Genomic DNA, 18953 nt, shown 5'->3' with positions numbered 1-18953 from the left:
CCATGATTACAGAACTCCTGCCCGCAATTGCCAGGGGCGTCGGACTGACGCTGTACGTCACGGGAGCCTCCCTCGCTATCGGAGGCGTCATTGGCCTGATCCTTGTCGGGGCCGCCCGCTCACCGTTCGCCATCGTCCGGGGTATCGCCACCCTGTACATCAACGTGGTCCGGGTCATCCCGCCCATCACGTGGCTGTTCCTGATCTACTTCGGCCTTCCACAGTTCGCGCTGCGCCTGTCGACGATCCAGGCCGCCATCATCGGGTTCTCCATCATCGCCTCGGCGTTCATGGCCGAGATCTACCGGTCCGGCCTGCTCAGCATCCCCGACGGGCAACGCGAAGCCGCCCACGCACTCGGGCTGAGCCCCTACACCACCGTCCGGCACATCATCACCCCGCAGGCCTTCCGTGTCGCGCTGCCCGCAATCGCGACGTACGGCATCGGGCTTCTGAAGGACTCCGCCCTGGCATCCACCATCGGGGTGCGTGAGATCACCTACTACGCCCAGCAAAGCGCGAAGCAAACGCATGAGGGGCTGCTCTCCTTCATCGTTGCCGGCGCGCTTTACATCGTGATTAGCCTCGTCGTCGCGCTCGTCTCGCGGCAGGTCGACCTCGGACTGCGCAAGAAGATCGGAGTGGCGTGATGGACATGCTCACCCAATGGCTCGGCTGGTTGCCCAGCCTCGCCCCCGGGCTTCTGATCAGCCTCCAACTGACCGGGCTCTCCCTGCTCTTCGGCTTTCCCCTCGGCCTGCTGTTCGCCGTGATGGCAGCGGCGAAACTCGCACCGCTGCAATGGATTTCGTTCCTGTTCGTGGAGGTCGGGCGAGGGCTGCCGGCCCTGGTACTGCTGTACCTGCTGTATTTCAGCCTCCCCGATGCCGGCATCACCCTGACATCCCTGACCACAGCGATCATCGCTTTGACCTGGAACACCGGCGCATACGCCTCGGAATACTTCCGCGCCGGGATCGCCTCAGTCCCACTGGGGCAGAAGGAAGCAGCACTCACCTCCGGGCTCCGTGGCTGGACAGGATTCCGGCTCATCATCCTGCCGCAGGCACTGCGGATCTCCACCCCGCCCTTGGCCGGGCTCGCCGTTCTTGTCTTCCAGGGCAGCGCACTCGCCTTCGTGATCGCCGTGCCCGAACTGATGTCCAAGGGCTTCGAAATCGCCTCCATCACCTTCGAATACCTCAGCGTCTACCTGCTCACCGCAGTGATCTACGGATCCATCACTCTCCTCTTCCTGGGCTTTGTCCGGCTGCTGGAGCGTCGCCTCGGCCGCCACCTGCAACGCAACTGACCCTCACTCAACCCATCCAGGGCAATCCGCCCCACACCTCAGTAAAGAAAGAAAAACCATGTCACGAACTCCCCGCACCCTCGTGCGCGCGCTGTCCGCCAGCGCCGCCGCCGGCATGCTCGCCATATCCCTCACCGCCTGCGGCGGCAACGACAGCGCCGGCAGCGCCTCCGACTGCACACCGGCACACGCCGACCTCAAAACCATCACCGAAGGCGAGCTCACCGTCGCCAGCTACGACTATGCACCCGCCACCATCCTGGACGGCGATAACGTCACCGGCATGGAAGGTGACCTGATCAATGAAATCGCCAAACTCGAATGCCTCAAGGTCACCGTGAGCACCTCGGGCGGAGCGGGAGCGGTCATCCCCTCAGTGCAGTCAAAGCGCGTTGACATCGGCTCGGGGAACTGGCTGCGGACTAAGGAACGGACCAAGATCGTCTACCTGAGCACCCCACTCTGGAGCGATCCGCAGGCGATCGTCTCAAAGACTGGCCTGACCAGCGACGACCTTGAGGGCAAAGTGATCGGCTCCGTCGCAGGCAACCTCTGGAACGACAGCATGTCGAAGTGGCTCGGAGATAAGTTCAAGATCTACCAGGACGACGAATCCATCTACGGAGACCTCAAGGCCGGCCGCATCGATGCCCTCGTGGCATCCTCCGCGTCCGCCAACTACCGCTTCAAGTCCGCCCCCATCGAAGGCGCCACGGTGGTCGATGTAAAGCCGAACGCCAATGTCCCCCAGTTCGCTGCGGTGGGCCAGGTCATGTTGCCGTCCAGCCTCGACAACGACGCCCTTGGCAAGGCACTGGACGAGGACATCAAGAAGCTCCGTGAAGACGGCACCATCAAGAAGCTCCTTGAAAAGTACGGGATCGACCCCTCCGTCGGCGAGCCGGGCGCACCCAGCGAGCTCTGAGCGCAGCATTCTTCCACCGCCAGGGCGACGCCGGATACCCGTCCGGCGTCGCCCTGGCAGTGGCCGGCGAAGCCACAGCCTAAGTTGTCAAAGCAAGCAAAGGAGCATGCACATGAGCGGGACCATTGTTGTAGGGGTTGACGGCAGCGCGACGGCCAGAAAAGCAGCGGAGGCCGCCAGGGACCTGGCCACCGCACTTGGCGCGACCCTCCACGTTGTTTCAGCCTTCGACGCAGACCGTTCGGACGTGCTCAGCAGCGGCCGCGACAAATGGCTGGTATCGGGTGCTGACAAGGCCGAACACGTCGCAAGGACCGTGGCGGACACCTTGGGCGGGGACATCAACATCACCTACTCTGCAGCTGCCGGCAGACCGGCGGATGCCCTTATCAGGGAAGCCATCCGCAAGGAGGCCCGCGTCATCGTGGTGGGCAACCGCAGAATGCGGGGCATCGGACGGGTTTTGGGCAGCGTGGCCAACAGCGTGGCGCACAGTGCGCCCTGTGATGTCTACATCGCCAACACGTACGACGCAGACTAACTACATTTCAAGGAGCCACAGTGCATGACGTGATAATTGTCGGAGGCGGCGCCGCAGGACTTGGAACTGCCTACTATCTGCGGGACACGGGCCTGAACGTGCTGATCCTGGAGTCCGGCCAGGACATCGGCGGCCGGTCGCACACGGTTCAACTGGCGGGAACGTCGGCCAATTCCGGTGCAATGTTCGTGTACAAGGGGACGAAATCCGAAGAGCTGGTACACGAACTGGGCATCGAGACTGTGCCCTTCCTGCCCAAAACGTACGGCATCCATGTCAACGGCAAGACCGTGGTGGCCGAAACCAACGAGGACGTGGTGTCTGGACTCAATCTCACAGAGTCCGAAAAGACGGAGCTGACCAAGTTCATTGACACTTCCCTCACGGAGTATCTGGACTACGTCAATGACCGGACTTCCGCGGTGGGGCTAGACAAACTTTCGGGCGAGACAGTAGCTGACCGGATCGCCGACCTGCAGCCGGCAGTCCGGGAGATCATTTCCACCGCCATCCGTGGAGGCGCCGTGGGCGATCCGGCCAATCTCTCGGCCAAGTATGCGTTTCGTTATTTCGCCAGCTATCTCGCGCGGGAAAAGAACAACCGCCTGTTCGCGCTGAAAGGGATGCAGGCCATTCCGCGTGCCATCCTCGAACGCCTGCCCGAACACACCGTCCGCTGCAACAGCCGGGTAACAGACATAGCCCTGCTCGAGGAAGAGGGTGTTTACAAGGTCACCGTTACAGGCCAATCCGGCGAAGAGAAGCTGATGGCAAAACACGTTGTCCTGGCAGTTCCCGCCCCCGTGGTGCCGGACGTCGTCAGGAACCTCCCGGAGTGGAAGAAGTCTGCGCTTAATAAGGTGGCCAGCCCCGGCAGCACCACGCTGAACATTGTTGCCGATATAGCAGGGCTCCCGGAGGTCAAGGACTGGGCCTTCATCGTTACCGTCGGTATGCCCTTCGACGCCATCATCAACCCTGTCCCGGGCGGTACGGACAAGACCTCTAGCGCGGATATTGTTCAGCTGACTTGCTATGGCAATTCCTCGGGCTACCTGCCGGGATTCGCCGACGACGAGCAGCGAATCGCGCAGTGGATGGAGGACGTGTACACGGTGGCACCCATGCTGCGCGGCCGCGTCCTCGCTGTACACGCCCAAACCTGGCAACACTGCTTCGCCTTACTCAGCCCCGAGCGGGCACAAGCCCTTCCGGAGCTGCAACGCTCCGTGGGAGCCCTGCACTTTGCCGGTGACTACACCTCGGAAACCGCGGGGACACACGGGGCATACTCAGAAGCGCAACGCGTCGCATCCCTGATACGTGTTGCCGTGGAGTCTGCCAACTAGTTGCACCAATCCGGGAGTTGGCTAGTTGGCTGCCCCAGCCAGTAACTGGCTGGGGCACACGCCAACCTGACGTCAGCCTACCAATCAAATAGCGTCACGATAGGGTCCGGGAGGCGTTTCTACACGCTCCCATGGCGAAGAGTCTTAGACTCCACCTGGACACATGGTCGCGCGCGGCAAGGCGTACACTGGCAGGCCGCCGTATAGTCCCGGCACATCGGGTGCCATCGGGCCGGGTTAGGGCCGGTTCTTCCTCGACTCACCTGGGCTCACGGCTGCGCTGACCGCTCCCGGCCAGCAAGTTGCCCCGCCCCCCGCTCATCGAGTGCTGGCATTCCAAAATGGTCGCGATCCAGTACGGCCGTGCCCGGCTGGCCTTAACGATGAAACTCCCCCAGCCCGGCGAACCGACGCCGCACCCGACAGGGGCCAGATTACAACCGTCCAAGTACTGTCGCTGCAACCATGCTGGGACGCCTATCGCCGTAAAGTCGCGCGCGTGTCCACAATTCCTTGGAGGCTTGTACACACGCAAAGCCGCAAACGCCCCTGACCTGCGACAACACCTGCAAGTAGGCGGGGCGCAGTCCCACACACCCTAACTCCGGCGTTGTTCCGGGGCTTTGTTAGCTGTGCCGCAGCGGCTGCGTGCCCGGGCCGCTGGCTTCAGGAGCCACCAACCGACAGAGCATCCCAAGCATCTAAGCGGGCGGTCATATCGGCGCCGTGTTCCGCCCCCATGGGGAGGAACACGGCAAACACCACTCCGAAGGTGCCCGGCATGCACGATCTCCCAACCACAGGCAGACGAACTCTTCAGCCGGAGTTAGAGTCAGCGACGGCACGATTGCCCCCACCCCAGCACACTCCCCCGCACCCGGGATCCCCGCAGGTCATGTACCCCAGGAGGGCCGGACGCATGAACTGCTATCAGCAACAAAGTCTGCCGAAAGGATCACGATGCGAACCGGACAGCTGCCCGCCAACCGGGTGTGGACAGTGTCAACACCCCCTTTGGCCGGACAAACAGGCGTTGCGCGCACTCAACTGGTCGCAGGGAGCAGCAATACGCGGGCAAAGCCAGGACGACAAACTGACCTTGGTCATGTCGTTAGCACAAGCCTTAGCCATGAATGAGTGATGGCCTACCACGGCCATCAGAACAAGCCAGAGAAGAGGACGAATAACCCCGGAATTCCAGCAGGCGGAGGGCCCACCAGCCAGGTCCCTGACCCCGCCACCCACACAACTTCACAGGCCACCGCGGCGCCAGGCACAGACCGCGGCAATGTCAGAGGGACCCGCGGAGGGTCAATGTCAACACATTAAAAGCAAAAACCCCTCTGACGAGGGGTTATGCGTGCCCGAGGTGGGACTCGAACCCACACACCTTTCGATACCGCATTTTGAGTGCGGCGCGTCTGCCAATTCCGCCACTCGGGCGCGGAATACATGAAGCAACAGGGTACGCCCACAGCTGATTGTGAGCAACGCGATCACTTCACGTACGCGGAATTACTCTACATGCAGATAGGCTGAATTCCAGAATCGCGCCGCCGACGCCGCAAACGACCATGCAGATCAAAGTACGGCCGCGGGCGCACCTAAGATGGTGATGTTCCCGCCGTACCTTTCCAAGGAGATCCCGTGACTGAACAGACGGAGTCAAACCCCACGTCCCAGCCGGCGCGCCGCGTCATTGTGGCTGAAGATGAAACCCTCATCCGCCTCGACATCATCGAGATCCTGCGCGGTGAGGGCTATGAGGTTGTAGGCGAGGCGGACAACGGCGAGAAGGCCGTACAGCTCGCAGAGGAACTGAAGCCGGACCTCGTCCTGATGGACGTAAAGATGCCGGTGATGGACGGCATCTCGGCAGCCGAGAAGATCGTCAAGGCCCGCATCGCCCCTGTTGTGCTGCTGACCGCGTTCAGCCAGAAGGAACTCGTGGAGCGGGCCCGCGACGCCGGCGCCATGGCCTACGTGGTCAAGCCCTTCACCCCTGCTGACCTCATCCCGGCACTGGAGATCGCACTCTCCCGCCACGAGGAGATCAAGGCCCTCGAAAGTGAGGTCTCTGACCTCCAGGAGCAGTTCGCCACCCGCAAGCTCGTAGAGCGCGCCAAGAGCCTTCTGACCACAAAGATGGGCCTCACCGAGCCCGAGGCCTTCCGCTGGATCCAGAAGACGTCCATGGACCGCCGCCTCAGCATGCGCGAGGTTGCCGAGACCATCATTAATCAGGTCAACTAGCACCTAGCCACGAAAGAGGACCCCGGCCGAATCGGCTGGGGTCCTTTTTAGTTGGGAGCAGGCAGAAAACGCAAAAAAGGAGGATCCCCGCCGGCCGGCGAGGATCCTCCCCTTTTGTTCTACCTAGAAGCCTAGGACTTCTTCTTCTTTTCCGGCCACGGGCCGAGCTTTTCCTTGTTCCCGGCTGCCTCGCCCGGGCCAGTGGTGTCGGCGAGGTCGCCCACCTTGTGGACCTTCAGCGAGTTGGTGGAGCCAGCCTTTCCGGGAGGGGAACCGGCAGCGATGACCACGAGGTCGCCGTCGTCCACCAGGTCCATTTCCAGCAGGCTGCGGTCAACCTGGGCGGTCATCTCATCGGTGTGGCCCACCATGGGGACCAGAACCGGCTGGATGCCCCAGGTCAGCGCCAGCTGGTTCCACACGTGCTCCACCGGGGTGAACGCGAAGACCGGCTTGATGGGACGCAGGCGGGACAGGCGGCGTGCGGAATCGCCGGACTGGGTGAAAGTACAGATGTACTTCGCTTCAAGCTGGTCGGCGATCTCGACGGCGGCACGGGTGATGGCGCCGCCACGGGTCTTGGGCTTGGTGCCCAGCGGGGGGACGCGCTCAAGGCCGTGGACCTCGGTGGATTCGATGATCCGGGCCATAACCTTGACGGTTTCGATCGGGTACTTGCCCACGCTGGTCTCGCCGGAAAGCATCACGGCGTCTGCACCGTCGAGCACGGCGTTGGCGCAGTCAGAGGCCTCTGCACGGGTGGGGCGCGGGTTGTCGATCATGGATTCGAGAACCTGCGTCGCCACGATGACCGGCTTGGCCCAGCGGCGGGCCAGCTCGATGGCACGCTTCTGCACGATCGGCACTTCCTCAAGGGGAAGCTCCACGCCGAGGTCGCCTCGGGCCACCATGATCGCGTCGAACGCGTCGATGATCTCGTGGAGCTGGTCCACGGCCTGCGGCTTTTCGATCTTGGCGATGACCGGCACACGGCGGCCCTCTTCGTCCATGATCTCGTGCACGCGGACGATGTCGGACGCGTCGCGGACGAACGAGAGGGCAACCAGGTCGACACCGCGGCGCATGGCCCAGCGGAGGTCGTCCTCGTCCTTTTCACTCAACGCCGGAACGTTGACGGCGACGCCGGGCAGGTTGATGCCCTTGTTGTTGGACACCATGCCGCCCACGGTCACGGTGGCGACGACCTTGACGTCGTCGACCTCAATGGCGCGCAGCGCTACCTTGCCGTCGTCGATCAGCAGGGCATCGCCCACGTTGACGTCTTCGGTGAGGCTCTTCAGCGTGGTGGAGCAGATGTCCTTCGTGCCCGGAACATCTTCAGTGGTGATAGTGAAGGTGTCACCCTCGGAGAGGGCGTGCGGACCGTCCACAAAGCGGCCGAGGCGGATCTTCGGACCCTGCAGGTCGGCCATGATGGCCACCGGCTTGCTCAGGTCGGCCGCTGCCTTGCGGACGTTCTCATAGGTGTTGTCATGCACGGAGTAATCGCCGTGGCTCATGTTCATCCGGGCTACGTCAACGCCGGCTTCGAGTACCGCAAGGGTGTTCTCGTAGCTTGCGATGGCCGGGCCGAAGGTGGCCACAATTTTTGCGCGTCTCATATACCTACCCTAGTAGTTTGCTGCATGGATTAAGTTGTTGCGGAGGTGAACCCGTGGCGAACTGAACGGGTGTCAGAGAACCGCGATAGCACGGTCCGTCGGAGCCACCGGAGCGGGCAGGATGGTGCTGCCCATGAGAAACTTGTCCACGGCGGCGGCACAGGCCCGGCCCTCGGCGATGGCCCACACAATGAGCGACTGCCCACGGCCGGCGTCTCCGGCCACGAAGATGCCCTCGGTGTTGGTCATGTAGTAACCGTCGCGGGACACGTTTCCGCGACCGTCGAATTCAGCGTTGACCTGCTCGCTGATTCCTGCCGGCTCGGCGCCGGTGAAGCCCAGGGAAAGGAACACCAGGTCCGCCGGGATGATCCGTTCGGTGCCGGCCTTGGGCAGCCGCTTCCCGTCAACGAATTCAGTTTCGGCGACCTTGACGCCGGTGAGCTTGCCGTTTTCACCCACAAACTCCACGGTGGAGGCGAGATACGTGCGTTCGCCACCTTCCTCATGGGCGCTGGCCATTTCGAACAATGTGGGGAAGGTCGGCCAGGGCTGGTGTCCGGCACGTTCCGACGGCGGCTGCTTGCCAATTGCGAGGGTGGTCACCGACGCTGCGCCATGCCGGTGCGCCGTGCCCAGGCAGTCAGCACCGGTATCGCCGCCGCCCAGGATCACCACGTGCTTGCCCTTGGCATGGATCTGGTTCTCGATGGTCTCCCCCGCCACCACGCGGTTGGCCGGCACGAGGTAGTCCATGGCGTAGTGCACGCCGTCGAGGTCGCGGCCCGGGATGGGCAGGTTCCGCGGCACGGTGGCTCCGGTGGCAATGACGACGGCGTCGTAACGGCGGCGAAGCTGCTCCCACGTGACGTCGGAGCCCACGGCGACGCCGGTGCGGAAGCGGGTGCCTTCTGCCTTCATCTGCTCGATGCGGCGGTCAACCTGCTCCTTCTCCATCTTGAAGTCAGGAATGCCATACCGGAGGAGCCCGCCAATCTTGTCGTCGCGCTCATACACCGCGACAGTGTGCCCCACCCGGGTCAGCTGCTGTGCCACAGCAAGGCCGGCTGGGCCGGAGCCGACGACGGCAACGGTCTTTCCCGTCAGGCGCGTCGGGGGCAGCGGGTTGACCCAGCCGTTTTCGAACGCTTCGTCGATGATGGACACTTCAACCTGCTTGATGGTCACCGCAGGCTGGTTGATCCCCAGCACGCAGGACGCCTCACAGGGTGCCGGGCAGAGCCGGCCGGTCCACTCGGGGAAATTATTCGTGGCGTGGAGGCGCTCAATCGCTTCTTCGCCCTTATCCCGCCAGGTGAGGTCGTTCCACTCGGGAATCAGGTTGCCCAGCGGGCAGCCCTGGTGGCAGAACGGAACGCCGCAGTCCATGCAACGGCCGGCCTGTGCCTTCAGGACACCCTTTTCCTGGGCCTCATAGACTTCCTTCCAGTCCATGATGCGGACCGGAACCGGACGTCGCGGCTGGGTTTCACGCTGGCGTACTTTCAGAAATCCGCGTGGATCAGCCACCGGTCACCTCCAGGATTCGAGACCATACTTCTTCGCCATCGGGGTCAAGGCCCTCTTCGATGGCGTCGAGACGGGTTTGCAGGACTGCCGCGTAGTCGCGCGGCAAGACTTTGGTAATGCGGGCAGCGGTGTCGTCGAAGTTCTCGAGCAGCCGCTGGGCGTGCAGCGACTCCGTCTCCTCGACGTGCTTGACCAGCAGGCCGTGGACGATGTCGCGGTCCTCGGCGTCGAGCTCCATGAGCTGGAGTTCGCCGGACTGCAGGGCATCCTTGTTCACGCGGGTGGTCTGCAGGTCCAGCACGTAGGCCGTGCCACCGGACATGCCGGCGCCGAAGTTGCGGCCCGTGCGGCCGATGATCAGCGTCTGGCCGCCGGTCATGTACTCGCAGCCGTGGTCGCCGATGCCTTCAACGACGGCAGTGGCGCCGGAGTTGCGGACCAGGAAGCGTTCGCCCACCTGGCCGCGCAGGAACAGCTCACCGCTGGTGGCGCCGTAGCCGATCACGTTGCCGGCAATGACGTTGCTTTCGGCCTTGAACACGTTGGTGCGGTCCGGGCGGACGATGATCCGTCCACCGGACAGGCCCTTGCCCACGTAGTCGTTCGAATCGCCGAACAGGCGCAGCGTGATGCCGGCGGGCAGGAAGGCGCCCAGCGACTGTCCCGCAGTTCCGGTCAGCGTGATGTCGATCGTGTCAGTGGCCAGCAGGTCGGTGCTGAACGTCTTGGTCACAACGTGGCCCAGCATGGTGCCCACCGAGCGGTCGGTGTTGATGACGTCCACGGCGATCTTCACCGGGCTGCGGTCGGTCAACGCCTCGGTGGCCATCGTGATCAGTCGCTGGTCGAAGTGCTTGTCCAGCTCGTGGTTCTGCGAGGTCAGGTTGCGCAGGGGTGCGTCGTCGTCGAACTCGAGTCCGTGCAGGATCGGGTCCAGGTCCAGGCCGTCGGCCTTCCAGTGGTTGATCGCCTCACGGGCGTCCAGCACCTCGGCGTGGCCGATCGCCTCCTCGATGCTCCGGAAACCAAGCTCCGCGAGGATTTCGCGGACTTCCTCAGCCAGGAACTCGAAGAAGTTGACCACGAACTCGGGCTTGCCGGTGAACCGGGCACGGAGCTCGGGGTTCTGCGTGGCAACACCCACAGGGCAGGTGTCCAGGTGGCAGACACGCATCATGATGCAGCCTTCCACCACCAGCGGTGCCGTGGCGAAGCCGAATTCCTCGCCACCAAGCAGGGCGGCGATAACAACGTCGCGGCCGGTCTTGAGCTGGCCATCCACCTGAACCACCACGCGGTCGCGCAGGCCGTTGAGCATCAGGGTCTGCTGTGTCTCTGCGAGACCCAGCTCCCACGGCACACCCGCATGCTTCAGCGAGTTCAGCGGGGACGCACCCGTGCCGCCGTCATGGCCTGAGACGAGTACGACGTCGGCCTTGGCTTTGGTGACACCGGCGGCTACCGTGCCGATCCCCACTTCGGAGACGAGCTTGACGTGCACGCGGGCCGAGGGGTTGGCGCGCTTCGCATCGTAGATGAGCTGCGCGAGGTCCTCGATGGAGTAGATGTCGTGGTGCGGAGGCGGGGAAATGAGTCCGACGCCGGGAGTCGAGTGGCGCGTCCGGGCAACCCAGGGGTACACCTTCTGCGCCATCAGCTGGCCGCCTTCGCCGGGCTTGGCACCCTGCGCCATCTTGATCTGAATGTCGTCGGCATTGCTCAGGTAAAGGCTGGTAACCCCGAACCGGCCCGATGCGATCTGCTTGACGGCAGAGCGGCGCTTCGGGTCCAGCAGACGGTCAACGTCCTCGCCGCCTTCACCGGTGTTGGACTTGCCGCCCAGCTGGTTCATGGCAATCGCAAGGGTCTCGTGGGCTTCCTTGGAGATGGACCCGTAGCTCATGGCGCCAGTGGAGAAGCGCTTGACGATGCTGGACACCGGCTCGACCTCTTCCAACGGCACGGCGGGACGGTCGTTCTTGAACTTGAGGAGCCCACGGAGGGTCATCAGGTTCTCGGACTGGTCATCCACGCCCTTGGTGTAGGCCTTGAAGATGTCGTACCGGCGCTCACGCGTGGCGTGCTGCAGCCGGAAGACCGTCTCCGGGTTGAACAGGTGCGGCTCGCCATCGCGGCGCCACTGGTATTCGCCGCCACCCAACAGGGGGCGGTGCGGCTGCTCGATGCCGCCTTCGGGGTAGGCCATCTGGTGCCGCGCGGAAACTTCTGCGGCGATGACGTCCAGGCCCACGCCGCCCAGCTGGGAGTGCGTGCCGGCGAAGAATTCGTCCACCAGCTCCTGTCCGAGGCCCAGGGCTTCGAACGTCTGGGCGCCGGTGTAGGAGGCCACGGTGGAGATGCCCATCTTGGACATGATCTTCAGGACGCCCTTGCCGAGGCCCTTGATCAGGTTGTAGACGCCGTCCTGCGGCGTGACCCCAACAACATCCCCGGAGGTGATCAGCTGCTCCACGGATTCCATGGCCAGGTACGGGTTCACGGCGGACGCGCCGTAACCAATCAGGACAGCCACGTGGTGTGTCTCGCGGACGTCGCCGGCCTCGACCACCAGGGCGGTCTTGGTGCGGTTGGCGCTGCGCAGCAGGTGGTGGTGCACGGCACTGACCAGCAGCAACGAAGGAATCGGGGCCCACTGCGCGTTCGAGTCACGGTCGGACAGCACAACGTACTGGACGCCGCGGTTGATCGCACCGGACACCTGCTCGCAGATCTCGGTGAGCCGGGCACGCAGGGCGTTCTCGCCGCCCTCGGGGCGGTAAAGGCCACGGACCTTCATGGCCACGCGGTCGCCGTCGGGCGTTTCGATGTTGGCGATCTTGGCGAGCTGGTCGTTGTTGATCACCGGGAACGGCAAGGAAACCTGCGGCTGGCGGACCTGCTTGGTATCCAGCAGGTTGCCGTTCGGGCCGATGGCACACGTCAGCGACGTGACCAGCTCTTCACGGATGGCATCCAGAGGCGGGTTGGTGACCTGCGCGAAGGACTGCACAAAGTAGTCGAACAGCAGGCGGGGGCGTTTGGACAGTACAGCCACGGGCGTATCGGAGCCCATGGCGCCCAGGGGCTCGGCACCAGTACGGGCCATCGGGCCGAGCAGGATCTTGAGCTCTTCAGTGGTGTAGCCGAAGGTCCGCTGGCGGATGTTCACCGACGCGGCTGTGTGGACCACATGCTCGCGCTCGGGGAGGTCGTTGAGGTCGATCAGGTTGTCCTTGACCCACTCGGCCCAGGGGTTGGCCGCAGCCACCTCTGCCTTGACCTCTTCGTCGTCGATGATCCGGCCGGCGTCGGTGTCCACCAGGAACATCTTGCCCGGCGAAACACGGCCCTTCTTGACCACCTTGGAGGCTTCGACGTCGATCACGCCGACCTCCGAGGCGAAGACAATCAGGCCATCTTCGGTGATCCAGTAGCGTCCCGGGCGCAGGCCGTTACGGTCCAGGGTGGCGCCTACCAGGTTGCCGTCGGTGAAGGACACGGCGGCCGGGCCGTCCCACGGTTCCATGAGCAGGGAGTGGTACTCGTAGAACGCACGCCGTGCCGGATCCATCGTGGCGTGGTTTTCCCAGGCCTCGGGGATCATCATCATGATCGAGTGCGTGATGGGGCGGCCGGAGAGCCACAGCAGTTCGGCTACTTCGTCGAAGGACGCGGAGTCGGATGCACCGGGAGTGCAGATCGGGTACAGCTCTTCGGGCGAATCCCCCAGCAGCGGGTTGGCGAGCTGGGACTGGCGGGCGCGCATCCAGTTCCGGTTGCCCTTGACGGTGTTGATTTCACCGTTGTGGGCGATGGTACGGAACGGCTGGGCAAGCGGCCAGGACGGGAACGTGTTGGTGGAGAAGCGTGAGTGGACGATCGCCAGCTTGGTCTTGAACCGCTTGTCCGAGAGGTCCGGGTAGAACGGCTCCAACTGGGCGGTGGTGAGCATGCCCTTGTAGACGATGGTCCGGGAGGACAGCGACGGGAAGTACACGCCGTACTTGTTCTGGGCGCGCTTGCGGATCCGCCAGGCGCGGGAATCCAGCTCGTTGCGGTCCAGCTCCTCGCCGGTAGCCGAGGCCAGGAAGGGCTGCGAGAAGTAGGGCATGCAGGCACGCGCCATGGCACCGACGAGGTCAGCGACGATGGGGACCTCACGCCATCCCAGCACAGTCAGGCCTTCATCGGCGGCGAGGCCCTCGATGCCTGCCTTGGCGGCATCGGCTTCGCGCTGCTCAGCAGGCAGGAAGGCGGTACCGGCCACGTACTGGCCGGGCGCGGGAAGTTCGAATTCAGTGACGGCACGGAAGAACTCGTCGGGGATCTGCATCAGCAGTCCTGCGCCATCCCCGGTGCCCTCGTCGGCGCCCACTGCACCGCGGTGCTCGAGGTTGCGCAGGGCGGTCAGGGCGGCGTCGACAATATCGTAGCCGGGCTCGCCGCGCAGGGTGGCGATGATCGCAAGACCGCAGGCGTCCTTCTCCTGCTCCGGGTTGTACAGGCCACGGGCCTCCGGCAGGGCCGCGAAGCGCTTGAACGGCGACATGGCAGCCTCAGGCTGGTCCGGTTCGGACCAGCTGGGAGTGTGAAGAGTTTGGCTCATGGGAGACGTCCTTCCTCCTGATCGTGCGTATGGAAGGGACACCGTTGGCCCCACTCGTCGGCGCCTGAAGTGATGGGCACAACAAAGTGTTAGTTATTGGAAATTGTAGGTCAGCACGACCTGCTGAACTAACAGTTACGCAGGCCCCCGACCCGGGCTTGACCGGCCAGCAGCTCTATGCTGGTCCGGGCTGTCCCGCTGCCACGACGCTGTGGTTGTTGGGCGCTGCGAGCGGTGGCTCTGCGACCCTGCTTGCCGGCTTGCTACTTGGTACTGCCAGCTTCCGGCGCGGTTCCTGTGGCTTTGCTGCCTGAGGTTCCGGCTGCCGGCGAATCCGTGACGGAATGCCTGCCTGCCGAAGTCTCCTGCTCCTCTTCCCCTGGGGTGGAAGGGCGCACGGAACCGCTTTGGTTATCAGGGAGATTATCACGCGATTCACTATCTGAGACAACAGGGTCCGTATCACGGACCGCTTCGCCGCCTTCTTCCGGCCCTTCGTTTCTAGGTTCACGGCCTTCCAGGTAAACGCTGTCCGGCACGGGTTTGCCCTTCATTCCCAAGAGAACGAAGACCACCAGCGCCACCACGAAGACCAGGATGCTGGTCCAGACATTCAGGCGCGCCGTGATGCCGAAGAGGTTGATCCGCTCAGCGTCATCAATCCGCATGGCTTCAATCCAGACCCGGCCCAGGGTGTAGTACATGGCGTAGGCCCAGAAGAGCCGGCCGCGGCGGAAGTGGAACTTTCGGTCCAGGGCCAGGAGGATCAGCACGCCCGCGATGTTCCACAGCGACTCGTACAGGAACGTCGGGTGGAACAGGGTCTCGGCAGCCATCCCGGCAGGGAAGTTGGCGTTATCCGCATCGACCTGCAGGCCCCACGGCAGCGTGGTAGGCCCACCGAAGAGTTCCTGGTTGAAGTAGTTTCCCCAGCGGCCAATGGCCTGGGCCAGCAGCAGCCCTGGAGCTGCTGCGTCCAGGAACGCCGTGAGCTTCACGCCCGACCGGCGGCAGCCGATCCAGGCGCCCACCGCGCCCAGCACCACTGCGCCCCAGATTCCCAACCCGCCGCGCTGGATCTGCGGGATCAGCCAGAGGTCCCCGGTGCCGTCGAACCCGGGACCAAAGTAGGCATCCGGGGAGGACACCACGTGGTAGAGCCGTCCGCCGATGATGCCAAACGGGATGGCCCAGATGACGATGTCCCAGACGCTGCCCTCCGGCGCTCCCCGCCGCGCCCAGCGGACGGACGTGAGCCACAGGCCCACGATGATGCCCGCCAGGATACACAAGGCATAGGCGTGGATGCGCAACGAGCCCCACGGCAGCGGGATGTCGAAGCCGGACCAGTCCGGACTCGGGATGCTGGCCGGCACCATGGCCGCGGCGTGGAGGAGGGTCTGCATCGGGGCTACTTCCTGGTCAATCCGGTACTGAGGTCTTTGGTCAGCTTCGCAACGGCGTCAACGCCGCCGTCCCTGATGGCGGACACGAGGGCCGTGCCCACGATCACGCCGTCGGCATAGGCGGCAATCTCCGCCACCTGCTCAGCGTTCGAGACTCCCAGGCCAACGCAGACGCGCTCGGCGCCGGCCTCCTTCGCCGCAGCTACAACGCCCTTGGCAGCCGAACTGACCGAGGACCGGGCGCCCGTAACGCCCATGATGGAGACGGCGTACACAAAACCTCGGCTCGCCTCCACCGTGCGCTTCATGCGTTCGGTGGAGGACGACGGCGCTACCAGGAACACCCGGTCCAGGCCGTACTTATCGGATGCTTCCATCCATTCCGCGGCCTCGTCCGGGATGAGGTCGGGCGTGATCAGGCCGGCTCCCCCGGCTTCGGCGAGGCGGCGTGAGAACTCGTCCACGCCCATCCGGACCACGGGATTCCAATACGTCATGACCAGCACGGCGGCGTCCGTCTGGCTGGTGATGCCGGCCACGACGTCGAAGACCTCGCGGACGGCGAATCCGTTGGCCAAGGCTTCCGTGGTGGCAGCCTGGATGACAGGGCCGTCCATGACCGGGTCCGAGTACGGGATGCCGATCTCGATGAGGTCGGCACCGTTCCGGGCCAGGGCGATGCCGGCGGCGATGGTGTCCTCAACGGTGGGGTACCCGGCAGGAAGGTAGCCGATCAGGGCCGCCCGTCCTTCTGCGCGGGCCTTGTCGATGGCGACTGCCGATTTGCTGGTGCTGGTGATGTCCTGAGCGCCGGTCACAGCTGCTCCCCTTCCTTGCCGATGGCGGCCTCTGCGGAGTCCTTGTCCAGCAGGTCGAACCACTCTGCTGCGGTGGCCACATCCTTGTCACCGCGGCCGGACAGGTTCACGATCACGATCTTCTGGGCTGCCTCGCTGGCGGTGCCGGCGTCTGCAGCCAGACGCTGGCCCACCTTGATGGCGCCGGCCAGGGCGTGTGAGGACTCGATGGCGGGGATGATGCCCTCGGTACGGCAGAGAAGGCGGAACGCCTCCATGGCTTCGCTGTCCGTGATGGGCTCGTAACTGACGCGTCCGATGTCGGCAAGGTAGGAGTGCTCCGGGCCAACACCCGGGTAGTCCAGGCCTGCGGAAATGGAGTGGGACTCAATGGTCTGGCCGTCGTCATCCTGCATGAGGTAGGAGCGGGCGCCGTGGAGCACTCCGGGCTTGCCCAGGGTGATGGTGGCCGCGTGCCGTCCGGTTTCGACGCCGTCGCCGCCTGCCTCGAAGCCGTAGATCTTCACGGAGGGGTCGTCGAGGAAGCCGTGGAAGATGCCGATCGCGTTGGAGCCGCCGCCGATGCAGGCGCAGACGGCGTCGGGAAGGCGGCCGGCCTGCTCAATGATCTGGGCCCGGGCTTCCTCGCCGATGACCTCATGGAAGTAGCGGACCATGGCCGGGAACGGGTGCGCTCCGGCGGCCGTACCCAGCAGGTAGTGGGTATTGCCGACGTTGGCAACCCAGTCGCGGAGTGCCTCGTTGATGGCGTCCTTGAGGGTCTGCGAACCGTTGGTCACGGGGATCACAGTGGCGCCGAGGAGTTCCATCCGGGCCACGTTCAGTGCCTGCCGGCGGCAGTCCTCCGCGCCCATGTAGACAACGCATTCCAGGCCGAGCAATGCGGCGGCAGTGGCGCTGGCCACGCCGTGCTGGCCTGCACCGGTCTCGGCGATAACGCGGGTCTTCCCCATGCGCTTGGCCAGGAGGGCCTGGCCAAGGACATTGTTAATCTTGTGCGAGCCGGTGTGGTTCAGATCCTCGCGCTTGAGGAAGATCCGCACTCCCCCGGCGTGCTCGGCGAAGCGCTTGGCCTCGGTCAGGAGCGACGGTCGGCCGGAGTAATTCTTGTTCAGCTCAGCGATCTGGGCGATGAAATCCGGATCAGCCTTGGCTTTTTCGAACGTGTCCTCGAGTTCGTCCAGGGCCGCGATCAGTGACTCGGGCATCCACCGGCCTCCGTAGGAGCCGAAGTAGGGTCCCGGGGCGTGCTTGAGGGAGCCGCCCTGCAGGAATGCATCCACCGAGCCTTCGTCAGAGCCGGCTGTCGGCGCTTCGGCCATCAGTCTCACCATCCTGTTCACTTTTCACTAAATAGTTGTCATGCGGCATCCCATGGCTGCCTGGGCAACCGGGCTGGGATGGGGCCGCCGCTGCTAGGCGCGTGCGGCGATGGCTGCGGCGCCTGCCGCGGTAAATTCGGCGATCCGCTCACGCGGGGTTGAGTCGCTCACCAAGGCTTCGCCCACCAGGATGGCGTTGGCGCCACTGGCGGCGTAATGGGTGACGTCGTCGACGCCACGTACGCCGGATTCGGCGATGACCAGGGCCTCGGCTGGAATCATGCCGGCGAGGGAGGCGAATACGGAACGGTCGACGTCGAGCGTTTTGAGGTTGCGAACGTTCACGCCGATGATGCGCGCCTGTGCCGCTACCGCGCGTTCGATTTCCTCTTCCGTGTGCGTCTCAACCAGCACGTTCATCCCGAGTTCCCGGCTGAGCGCGCTGTATTCCTGGAGCTGGCTGTCCGAAAGTGCCGCGACGATGAGCAGGATCAGGTCCGCGCCGTGGGCACGGGCTTCCCAGATCTGGTACTCGTCGAGGGTGAAGTCCTTCCGCAGCAGTGGAACCTCCACCCGGGCGCGGACGGCGTCCAGATCCGCGAGGGAGCCGTTGAAGCGGCGCTGTTCGGTGAGGACGCTGATGACGGCGGCACCGCCGTCGGCGTACTGCGCAGCGAGCGAAGCCGGATCCACAATCGCGGCCAGGTCGCCTTTGGAGGGGCTGCGGCGCTTGATTTCGGCGATGACCTTCAGCTGGTCCCGACGGGCCGACGGTCCATCGAGGGCCGCCCAGGCGTCACGCGCGGGGGCAGCGGCAGAGGCCAGGTCCTTCAGTTCCGCGAGGGAAACAAGGCGCTTCCTGGCCTCCATATCCTCCCTGACACCGGCGTTGATGTCATCGAGAACAGTCGCCATCAGTGGCCGGAGTTCTTCAGCTTGCTGCCTTCGACGCCGTAGCCTGCCTTGCGCATAACGTAACCCAGGATCAGGCCGAGGACCATGACGGCTGCGCCGGCGATGAAGATCGGGGTGTTTGCGATAACGAAGGCGATGGAGCAGACCAGCGCGCCGACCAGCATCACGATCACGCAGGTCCAGGCTGCCGGGCTGTTGCCGTGGCCGAGTTCCTGGCTGTGGTCAACGCCGTGGTGGACAGCGGATTCCGTGGCGGACTTGGACGCGGACGCGGGTGCTTTGCTCATGTGAATCTCCTCAGGATCAATACTGCTTACATTCTGCCATTTTTTGGCCGGGACCCCGTTATCGGGT

At 64.2% G+C, this 18953-nt stretch carries 14 protein-coding genes and 1 tRNA gene; 6 read left to right on the top strand and 9 right to left on the bottom strand.

What is annotated here, in order from left to right; genetic code table 11:
* Positions 1-2: 2 nt before the first annotated feature.
* The 5 genes from ACLKOZ_RS15025 (at position 3) to ACLKOZ_RS15005 (ending at position 4127) form a co-directional block, all read left to right on the top strand.
* Positions 3-650: an amino acid ABC transporter permease gene (locus tag ACLKOZ_RS15025; protein ID WP_436476080.1), complete on the top strand. Its 648-nt coding sequence runs from the start codon at positions 3-5 to the stop codon at positions 648-650.
* The gene (locus ACLKOZ_RS15020; protein WP_436476078.1) at positions 650-1312 is read left to right on the top strand and encodes an amino acid ABC transporter permease; all 663 of its coding nucleotides are present in this window, start codon (positions 650-652) and stop codon (positions 1310-1312) included. Before ACLKOZ_RS15025 ends, ACLKOZ_RS15020 begins: the two co-directional genes overlap by 1 nt.
* 58 nt (positions 1313-1370) lie before the next feature.
* Positions 1371-2237 (top strand): substrate-binding periplasmic protein, encoded by an 867-nt coding sequence (locus ACLKOZ_RS15015; RefSeq protein WP_436476076.1) that lies wholly within the window; start codon positions 1371-1373, stop codon positions 2235-2237.
* A 112-nt stretch (positions 2238-2349) separates the two neighbouring features.
* Positions 2350-2778, top strand: a complete 429-nt coding sequence (locus tag ACLKOZ_RS15010; protein WP_436476074.1) for a universal stress protein — start codon at positions 2350-2352, stop codon at positions 2776-2778.
* 20 nt (positions 2779-2798) lie between these two features.
* The gene (locus ACLKOZ_RS15005) at positions 2799-4127 is read left to right on the top strand and encodes a flavin monoamine oxidase family protein (protein ID WP_436476072.1); all 1329 of its coding nucleotides are present in this window, start codon (positions 2799-2801) and stop codon (positions 4125-4127) included.
* Positions 4128-5488: 1361 nt separating this feature from the next.
* Here the strand turns inward: ACLKOZ_RS15005 and ACLKOZ_RS15000 are convergent.
* Positions 5489-5570: transfer RNA gene (locus ACLKOZ_RS15000), tRNA-Leu, on the bottom strand.
* A gap of 204 nt (positions 5571-5774) precedes the next feature.
* Here ACLKOZ_RS15000 and ACLKOZ_RS14995 point away from each other — a divergent pair.
* Positions 5775-6380, top strand: coding sequence for an ANTAR domain-containing response regulator (locus tag ACLKOZ_RS14995; RefSeq protein WP_066285573.1), 606 nt, complete (start codon positions 5775-5777; stop codon positions 6378-6380).
* Between the two features lie 131 nt (positions 6381-6511).
* On the opposite strand, the gene pyk is transcribed toward ACLKOZ_RS14995, so the two are convergent.
* From pyk to ACLKOZ_RS14955, 8 genes are all read right to left on the bottom strand, one after another.
* On the bottom strand, positions 6512-8002 hold the full coding sequence (gene pyk, locus ACLKOZ_RS14990) for a pyruvate kinase (protein ID WP_436476070.1): 1491 nt from the start codon (positions 8000-8002) through the stop codon (positions 6512-6514).
* A gap of 72 nt (positions 8003-8074) precedes the next feature.
* Positions 8075-9532, bottom strand: a complete 1458-nt coding sequence (locus ACLKOZ_RS14985; RefSeq protein WP_337349201.1) for a glutamate synthase subunit beta — start codon at positions 9530-9532, stop codon at positions 8075-8077.
* Positions 9525-14138 carry a glutamate synthase large subunit gene (gltB, locus tag ACLKOZ_RS14980; RefSeq protein WP_337351407.1) on the bottom strand — a complete coding sequence of 1538 codons (4614 nt, stop codon included), beginning with the start codon at positions 14136-14138 and terminating at the stop codon, positions 9525-9527. Before gltB ends, ACLKOZ_RS14985 begins: the two co-directional genes overlap by 8 nt.
* A 263-nt stretch (positions 14139-14401) precedes the next feature.
* Positions 14402-15544: a prolipoprotein diacylglyceryl transferase gene (gene lgt, locus ACLKOZ_RS14975; RefSeq protein ID WP_436476067.1), complete on the bottom strand. Its 1143-nt coding sequence runs from the start codon at positions 15542-15544 to the stop codon at positions 14402-14404.
* Positions 15545-15549: 5 nt separating this feature from the next.
* Positions 15550-16362, bottom strand: coding sequence for a tryptophan synthase subunit alpha (gene trpA / locus ACLKOZ_RS14970; protein WP_337351409.1), 813 nt, complete (start codon positions 16360-16362; stop codon positions 15550-15552).
* Entirely contained in the window at positions 16359-17684 is a 1326-nt protein-coding gene (trpB, locus tag ACLKOZ_RS14965) for a tryptophan synthase subunit beta (protein ID WP_337351519.1), read from the bottom strand. Before trpB ends, trpA begins: the two co-directional genes overlap by 4 nt.
* A gap of 93 nt (positions 17685-17777) precedes the next feature.
* Positions 17778-18599 carry an indole-3-glycerol phosphate synthase TrpC gene (trpC, locus tag ACLKOZ_RS14960; RefSeq protein ID WP_337351410.1) on the bottom strand — a complete coding sequence of 274 codons (822 nt, stop codon included), beginning with the start codon at positions 18597-18599 and terminating at the stop codon, positions 17778-17780.
* Positions 18599-18886, bottom strand: a complete 288-nt coding sequence (locus ACLKOZ_RS14955) for an HGxxPAAW family protein (protein ID WP_337347849.1) — start codon at positions 18884-18886, stop codon at positions 18599-18601. Before ACLKOZ_RS14955 ends, trpC begins: the two co-directional genes overlap by 1 nt.
* Positions 18887-18953: the final 67 nt, after the last annotated feature.

The organism is Arthrobacter sp. R4, assembly GCF_051365025.1.
In the GTDB taxonomy this organism is placed as follows: domain Bacteria; phylum Actinomycetota; class Actinomycetes; order Actinomycetales; family Micrococcaceae; genus Arthrobacter.
The sequence above is the reverse complement of the archived record's forward strand: the minus strand, read 5'-3'. Positions and strand labels throughout refer to the sequence as shown.